Here is an 8,568-nt window from a genome sequence, read left to right on the forward strand (position 1 = left end):
AAAAAAGTAAACCATAAATAGGAAATCAAAGTGATATGAAAATCGTATCCTATAATGTTAACGGCATCCGGTCAGCTCTATCCAAAGGATTAGCAGATTGGTTGAAGGCAACTGATCCGGATATTATTGGCTTACAGGAAGTCAAAGCGGAAGAAAACCAGATTGACAAAGCGATATTTGAAGATATGGGATACCAGATATATTGGTATCCTGCAGCAAAAAAAGGATATAGCGGTGTTGCCATTTTGAGTAAAATAAAACCAAATCATGTAGAGTACGGAGTGAAAATTCCATTTTACGACGATGAGGGGAGGATAATACGGGCAGATTTTGATGGCTTTTCATTCATTTCTGCGTATTTTCCGTCAGGAACTACAGGGGATGTCAGACAGGATTTTAAATATCGTTTCTTGGATGACATATTTGGATACACACAAGACTTGGTAAAAGAACATTCCAATTTGATTTTAAGCGGGGATTACAATATTTGCCATAAACCAATAGACATACATAACCCTGTTTCGAATAAAAATTCCTCCGGCTTTCTTCCGGAAGAAAGGGCTTGGATGGACAAGTTTACTGAATCAGGATTTATAGATACCTTCAGGCTATTCAATCAAAATCCTAATCATTACACTTGGTGGAGTTACAGAGCCGGGTCAAGGTCAAAAAATTTGGGTTGGAGGATTGATTACCATATGGCAAGCGAGTCAATGAAAGAAAAAGTAAAAAGATCTATCATACTCCCTGAAGCGGTTCATTCGGATCATTGTCCTATCCTAATTGAAATAGATAATTATTAAAAATAACTCTTATATCAATATATTTTCCATGAATTCCATTAAAATTTCAATTCCTTCCTTAATAGAGAATATAAAGATTGTTGAAAGCTTTATAGATAATGCCAGGGAAAAGTATCCGATTAATGAAGACATCTATGGAAATATTATGATTTCGGTTACTGAGTGCGTGACCAATGCAATCATACATGGTAATAAAATGGATATGAATAAAAAAGTAGACCTTGAGTTACATCTTGATGAAAATCAAGTGGAATTTGTCATTAAAGATGAAGGAAAAGGTTTTGATTTTGATCATTTGATAGATCCTACAGCTCCTGAGAATCTGGAAAAGACTGGCGGCAGAGGAATATTCATTATGAAGCACTTGGCAGACGGGATCAAATTTGAAGAAAGTGGAAGGAAAACCATATTAACTTTCTATATGTAATATGGCAATTCTTTTCTTCGAAGAGGACATTAAATTTTCCTTAAAGGAAAAAAACAAAACAAAAAGATGGCTAAGGGATATTGCCAAACTTCAAGGATTCAAAATCGGAGAACTCAATTACATTTTTTGCTCTGATGAATATTTATACCAAATCAATGTAGAATACCTAAATCATAATACTTATACCGACATTATAACCTTTGACAATTCTGAAAAGGAAAAGATAATAGAAGGGGATGTCTTTTTAAGCATTGAAAGAATCAAAGAAAACGCAATCAAAGAAAAGGTGTCATTTGAAAAAGAAATGACTAGAGTAATGAGTCACGGTCTTTTACATCTGATGGGATACAAAGACAAAAAAGAAGAAGATAGAATTATCATGAGAGAAATGGAAAACAAAGCCATATTGATATATGATAAACAAACTGTTTCACGTGGAACAATTAATGACTAAATCCTAGATCAAAAAGAATTGTTTCACGTGGAACAATAAAAAAAGAAAATTATGTTTCCAATATATGATGTCATCGTAGTAGGGGCGGGTCATGCCGGCTGTGAAGCCGCACATGCTGCAGCTAAGATGGGTTCGAAAGTTCTTCTATGCACGATGAATATGAACACTATTGCTCAAATGTCGTGCAATCCTGCCATGGGTGGAGTAGCAAAAGGGCAAATTGTTAGAGAAATCGATGCGCTCGGGGGAATGTCAGGAATAATATCAGACAAATCAATGATCCAATTCAGAATGCTGAATAGATCAAAAGGCCCAGCAATGTGGTCTCCAAGATCACAAAATGACAGAATGAAATTTGCTGAAGAATGGAGGTTAGCATTAGAGCAAACACCAAATGTTGATTTCTGGCAGGAAATGATCAGCGGCCTATTAATTAAAGGAAATAGGGTAGTAGGAGTAAGAACTGCAATAGGCATAGAAATACAATCAAAATCTGTTGTTCTTACAAATGGAACATTCTTGAATGGTATTATCCATATTGGCGAAAAGCAATTTGGGGGAGGAAGAACAGGTGAGTCAGCTGCAAAAGGAATAACAGAACAACTGGTCAAGTTAGGTTTCGAAGCAGGAAGAATGAAAACAGGAACTCCGCCAAGAGTAGATGGGAGGTCATTGGACTATACCAAAATGGAAGTTCAATATGGAGATGAAAATCCTGAAAAATTCTCTTATTCGGATGTAACCAGTCCACTTAAAGAACAGCGAACATGCTGGATAACCTATACAAATAAAGAGGTTCACAGCGCTTTAGAAACAGGATTTGACAGGTCACCGATGTTCAATGGCAGAATACAAGGTCTTGGTCCAAGATATTGTCCTTCCATAGAAGATAAAATAAACCGTTTTTCAGAAAGGGATAGACACCAAATCTTTGTAGAACCCGAGGGGTGGAATACAGTGGAAATGTATATCAACGGCTTTTCAACATCATTGCCAGAGGATGTCCAGTACGCTGCTATAAGAAAAATTCAAGGTTTCGAAAACGCAAAAATGTTCAGGCCAGGATATGCCATTGAATATGATTACTTTCCTCCAACACAATTAAAATTAACCTTAGAAACACATCTAATTGAAAATCTGTTTTTTGCAGGGCAAATAAACGGAACAACCGGGTATGAAGAAGCCGCATCTCAAGGCTTGATAGCAGGTATAAATGCCTCAAGAAAAATCCAAGAAAAAAATCCCTTCCTATTAAAGAGATCTGATGCCTATATCGGAGTGCTTATCGATGATTTGATCAACAAGGGCACCGAAGAACCATACAGGATGTTCACATCCAGGGCGGAATTCAGATTACTTCTTCGACAAGACAATGCAGACTTAAGGTTAACCCAAATGGGTCATGAAATTGGTTTGGCAGATGATACGAGACTAGAAAAGATGCAAGACAAAAAATCTGACACAGCCAAACTGATCAATGATTTAAAACAGAAAAAATTGTCTCCAGATATAATAAATGAAGGTTTGGAAGGATTTGACACCGCAACTATCAAAGAAAAGGTCACGGTTGAAAAACTCTTAAAAAGACCACAACTCGGTTTGGCTGAAGTAATGAATCTAGATCCAGATCTCAAACAATATCTCTCAAAATATAAAAAAGAAGTAATCGAACAAGCTGAAATCCAAATCAAATACGACAGTTATATTGACAAGGAACAACAAATGGTTGAAAAATTGAACAACATGGAAAATTATAAAATTCCAATTCAATTCGACTATTTGGCCATAACTGCCCTTTCTGCCGAAGGGAAACAAAAATTAAACAAAGTTAAGCCTGAAACATTAGGACAAGCATCCCGGATTAGCGGCGTAACTCCTGCAGATTTATCAATTTTAACCGTTTATTTAGGAAGATAATGTCTCAGGAAAGATTAAACAAATGCCCACTTTGCAAGAGTGGGCTTTTTCTTAATCACACAGAAGTGAGTGATTTCTCTATTAGCAAGGAAAAGTTCTTACTTTGCAAATGCACGTCTTGTAACCTGATTTTCACCAACCCAAGACCGGATAAAAATGATATAGCGAAATACTACAAATCAGAAGATTACATCTCTCACCAAAACAAGTCGACAAATATTATCAATTACATATACAAATGGGTAAGAAACATAACTCTTAAAAAGAAAGTCTATTGGTTAAATAAATATTCAGAGAACAAAGGTTCCTTAATGGATTTTGGATGTGGAACAGGATATTTCTTGTCTGCAGCAAAAAAGAACGGATGGAAAACTTTAGGTATCGAGCCCAACAAAACCGCTAGAAAAATCGCTGAGGAAAAGAAACTTAAAATCAAAGACAACATTGGAGAAATCAAAAAGGATAAAAAGTTTGATGCCATCAGCTTATACCATGTATTAGAACATATTCATGACCTTAGAAAAACCGGGAAAAAAATTGTAAATCATTTGAGTGAGAATGGAACAGTGTATATCGCAGTTCCAAATGTCGATTCATTTGACGCTAGCAAATATGGAACCTATTGGGCAGCATGGGATACACCAAGACATCTTTACCACTTCAATCAAGAAACCGTCCAAAAATTTGCAGACGAGATAGAAATGAAAATAGTTGGAATTGAACCTTTGAAATATGACAGCTATTATGTTTCCCTATTGTCTGAAAAATACCTAAACCCTCAGGCAAGTTCATTAAAAAGAATGGTAAAAGCATTCATAAGTGGTTATAAATCAAATAGTTGGGCGAAAGAAAACAATAATAACTACTCAAGCTTATTGTTTATTTTAAAAAAAAAATGAGATATATTAATCATCTAATTACAGTATTTATAATTTTTATACTTGTATCCTGTGCAAAACAGGGAACTCCATTAGGTGGTCCAAAGGATGAAGACCCACCAAAATTAATTTCGATAAATCCTTCAAACGAATCAACTAATATAAAACCCGAAATCATTGAATTGGAGTTTGATGAATATGTCAAAGCTGAAACACCAAATAAGCAAATAATCATCACCCCTCGCATTAATAAAGATGAAATGGAGGTGACAACAAATAAAAATAGAGTAATAATAAACCTTAATCAGGAACTAGAAGACAGCACTACTTACCTTTTCAATTTCCAAAAGTCCATCAAGGATATCACAGAAAATAACATCCCCGAAAACCTCAAGTTAGTTTTTTCTACAGGCCCCTCCATTGATAGCTTAACTTTTTCCGGAAATGTTTCCTTTATATTACCACAAAGAGTCAATTACATCACTGACGTCCTTGTAGGCTTATACACAAAAGATGATACCACAAACGTACTCACTTCTGCTCCCTACTACATTGGACAAACTGATTCTACAGGCAATTTTTCACTTTCAAACATCAAAGCAGGTGAATACAGGGCATATGCATGGCATGATCAAAATAGCTCTTTAAAAGCAGAGGAAAAACAGGAGGCATATGGATTTTTTACAGATACTATCTCAATTAAGGAAAACATCAAAGAAGCAAAGTTCTATTTGTCAAAAGCAGATTTGTCTACATTCAAAGTCAACCGGGCTGCTCCCGTAGGACAAAGCTTTGACATTGTATTAAGCAAATACCCTGTAGAAGTAAAAATCGAACATGAAGACTTGAATTCAAGCCTTTTCTACCGCCTAAATGAAAAAACCATAAGGTTATACCACACCACACTGAAGAATGACAGCATACCGGTACGAATAGGATTGACAGACTCTGTCGGCTTCAAATTAGATACATTAATCTATAGCAAATGCGAAGACAGTGACAGAAAAAACGAGAAATTTGAAGGAACATTAAAAGGGAAAAAGAACTTTTTAACAGATATAGAAGCAGAAATAAAATTCAATAAACCTTTAAAAGAAATTTTTTTCGATTCACTATATGTCAAATTTGACTCGGCATCAACGATCCCTATAACAAAGGAAAAGGCGTTCTTTAAGGATAGTTTAGACAGAACTTTACTTACCATTAAGGTAAATATTCCAGACTCCTTAAAACAACAGACTTTCAATTTTATAGCAATGGATTCAACATTCCAAGATATTGAAGGCGAATTCTATGAAACGAAAATAGAAACCGCTTTTAGAAAATTGGATCCTGAGACATTGGCAGAAGAAATAAAAGTAAAAGTAAACACAGATATTCTTCCTTTATTGGTACAAATACAGGACAAAAAAGAAGAAGTAATTGCCGAACAGTACCTTACAGAATCAAATACTGCAACCTTCAAAAATATGGAAGCGGGAACATATTATATCAGAGCAATACTCGATCTCAACAAAAACAAGAAATGGGACACTTCAAATATGATCCTAAACAGGCAAGCCGAACCAATTTATTACCTCGAAAATAGCGAAAACGAAAATCCTAGAGATACAATAGTTAGAGGAGGTTGGTCATTAGACCTCACTATAGAGCCAAATAAACCAATAGGAATACCCAAAAAACAAGAAAAAATGCCGTAAATAGTGTAGATAACAAGAGTATTTTATGTGAATAACTTCTTATAACTTGAGTATAACCGATCACTTATCCATAGCTAAAAATCAAATATACCTCAACAACAAATGGCAAACTTATAACTACCACATCATCCACACTTATTCACATTTGAAACCACAAAGGATTACTGACAGTTATCTAATTTAAATTTCCCACAAGATTTATAACTTTTTCAAATCAGCCCTGATAACCAACATTTTAAATCAAAAAACTATGTGGATTAAAAGTGGAGAACACTTTGAAAAATACGTAGTAATATGTTGATTAATTTCTTAGAAAAAAATATCCACAAATCCACTCTATAATAACAACAGTAGTTTTATTTAATTAAATAATATATTAAATATATAAACCTGTGGAAAATTGAGAAATGACCCTTTTTGGAATACTGAAAGGTTTTATCTAATTTCAACAACCTCCATAACCCCAAAAAAACCATGCAAATATCGAGACTCTTCGACCTCATCAATTACCAGATTTCAACTTACGATAAGGACGTTTCCTTAGCGCGCAAAATCGATGGTACCTGGAAAACCTATTCGAGCAGGGATTTGAAAAAAATAGCCGATAACTTAAGTTTGGCATTTTTAAAAACAGGAATCCAAAAAAATGATAAAGTAGCCATCATTTCCAACAACAGACCGGAATGGAATTTTATTGACCTGGCTTTGCAACAGATAGGAGCTATTTCTGTTCCGATGTACCCTACTATTTCCTCGGAAGACTACAATTACATTTTTCACCATGCTGAAGTAAAAAAAATATTTGTAGGTGATGAAGATATTTTCCACAAAGCCAAGGAAGGATCTTCCGACATGGAAGCACAGATAATCTCCTTTGACAAAATCGAAGGATGCGATTATTGGGAAGATTTCATGGCCTTGGGGGAAGATGGGGACCTTTCTGTTCTTGAGGCCATCAAAGACACTGTAAAGAATGGAGACATGTTTACCATAATCTATACTTCAGGAACTACAGGTAGGCCAAAGGGTGTAATGCTAACACATAGCAATGTCATCAGTAACCTTTTTGCAGTGGAAGATAGAATGATCGTTCCACGGGGTGAGTCAAAGGCGCTAAGTTTCCTGCCGCTTTGCCACATTTATGAGAGAACTGGTTCATTCTGTTTTATATACATGGGAATTTCCATCTATTATGCAGAGAGTATGGAAAGTATAGGAGAAAATCTCAAGGAGATTCAGCCCCAAATTTTCAATACAGTTCCACGGCTATTGGAAAAGGTATATGACAAAATCGTTTCCAAAGGCTATGAACTAACAGGCGTAAAAAAATCACTTTTCTTTTGGGCTTTGAATTTGGGTCTGAAATATGAACCGAATAAAAACCAGGGATTCTGGTATAATTTCCAATTGAAACTTGCCAATAAAATCATATTCAGCAAATGGAGAGAAGCCTTGGGAGGAAATGTGATGCAAATCAATTCCGGAGCATCTGCGCTGCAGCCAAGATTGGCAAGGGTATTTTGGAGTGCGGGTATTCCTGTATGTGAAGGTTATGGACTTACAGAGACTTCTCCTGTTGTTTCAGCTTCAATCAGTAATCTCAAAGAAATCAGAATCGGAATGGTTGGCAAAATCGTCAAAGAAGTTGAGGTCAAAATCGCTTCTGATGGTGAGATTATGGTCAAAGGTCCTAATATCATGCAGGGTTATTACAAACAACCCGAGCTTACGGCCGAAGTTCTCGAACCTGATGGATGGTTCCATACCGGAGATATCGGAGAACTCCATGAAGGCAATTATCTCAAAATCACCGACCGTAAGAAGGAGATGTTCAAAACCTCAGGAGGAAAATATATTGCTCCGCAGCCTATGGAAAACAAATTCAAGGAATCTTCTATCATCGAACAGGTATTGGTAGTAGGAGAAAATAAAAATTATCCGGCAGCCTTGATCATCCCAAGTATTTTAGGACTTCAAGATTGGTGTAGGCACAAAGATATCCCTTATACCACAAATGCCGAAATGCTCCAAAAGCCCGAGATACTTGATAAGTTCCAAAAGGAAATTGATAATCTCAACAAGTACTTTGGCAAATGGGAACAGGTAAAAAGATTTAAGATTCTTCCTCAACAGTGGACAGTCGAAACAGGCGAACTGACACCAACCATGAAACTGAAAAGAAAAGTAATCCACCAGAAATTCGCAAAAGAAATAGAATCCCTCTATTCCTAAGAAATATTTCAAACAGGAAACAAATTTTGAAATAGTACCAATATTCAGCTTGTAATCTATATTTAAAACTATATTCTGTAAATATTCAGAATATAGTTTTTTTTATTTACCCAATCCCTAAACTTAATTTCTTATGCATGCATAACTTTTTTTCAAT

The 8,568-nt window shown here is 35.5% G+C and carries 7 protein-coding genes; all 7 read left to right on the forward strand.

Going from position 1 to position 8,568, the window contains the following annotated elements:
* Positions 1-35 precede the first annotated feature (35 nt).
* The 7 genes from ACZFYI_RS10945 to ACZFYI_RS10975 all read left to right on the forward strand — a co-directional run bounded on the left by ACZFYI_RS10945 (position 36) and on the right by ACZFYI_RS10975 (position 8,411).
* On the forward strand, positions 36-803 hold the full coding sequence (locus ACZFYI_RS10945; protein WP_462524169.1) for an exodeoxyribonuclease III: 768 nt from the start codon (positions 36-38) through the stop codon (positions 801-803).
* A 28-nt stretch (positions 804-831) separates the two neighbouring features.
* Positions 832-1,230 carry an ATP-binding protein gene (locus tag ACZFYI_RS10950; protein WP_462524170.1) on the forward strand — a complete coding sequence of 133 codons (399 nt, stop codon included), beginning with the start codon at positions 832-834 and terminating at the stop codon, positions 1,228-1,230.
* Position 1,231: 1 nt separating this feature from the next.
* Entirely contained in the window at positions 1,232-1,684 is a 453-nt protein-coding gene (gene ybeY / locus ACZFYI_RS10955; protein ID WP_462524171.1) for an rRNA maturation RNase YbeY, read from the forward strand.
* Positions 1,685-1,735: 51 nt separating this feature from the next.
* Positions 1,736-3,601 carry a tRNA uridine-5-carboxymethylaminomethyl(34) synthesis enzyme MnmG gene (gene mnmG, locus ACZFYI_RS10960; RefSeq protein ID WP_462524172.1) on the forward strand — a complete coding sequence of 622 codons (1,866 nt, stop codon included), beginning with the start codon at positions 1,736-1,738 and terminating at the stop codon, positions 3,599-3,601.
* Complete coding sequence (locus tag ACZFYI_RS10965) at positions 3,601-4,500, forward strand: methyltransferase domain-containing protein (protein WP_462524173.1); 900 nt, start codon at positions 3,601-3,603, stop codon at positions 4,498-4,500. The genes mnmG and ACZFYI_RS10965 overlap by 1 nt, the downstream gene beginning before the upstream one ends.
* Complete coding sequence (locus tag ACZFYI_RS10970) at positions 4,497-6,179, forward strand: Ig-like domain-containing protein (protein ID WP_462524174.1); 1,683 nt, start codon at positions 4,497-4,499, stop codon at positions 6,177-6,179. Before ACZFYI_RS10965 ends, ACZFYI_RS10970 begins: the two co-directional genes overlap by 4 nt.
* Positions 6,180-6,653: 474 nt before the next feature.
* Positions 6,654-8,411 carry an AMP-dependent synthetase/ligase gene (locus ACZFYI_RS10975; RefSeq protein ID WP_462524175.1) on the forward strand — a complete coding sequence of 586 codons (1,758 nt, stop codon included), beginning with the start codon at positions 6,654-6,656 and terminating at the stop codon, positions 8,409-8,411.
* Positions 8,412-8,568: the final 157 nt, after the last annotated feature.

Source organism: Aquiflexum sp. (genome assembly GCF_977115555.1).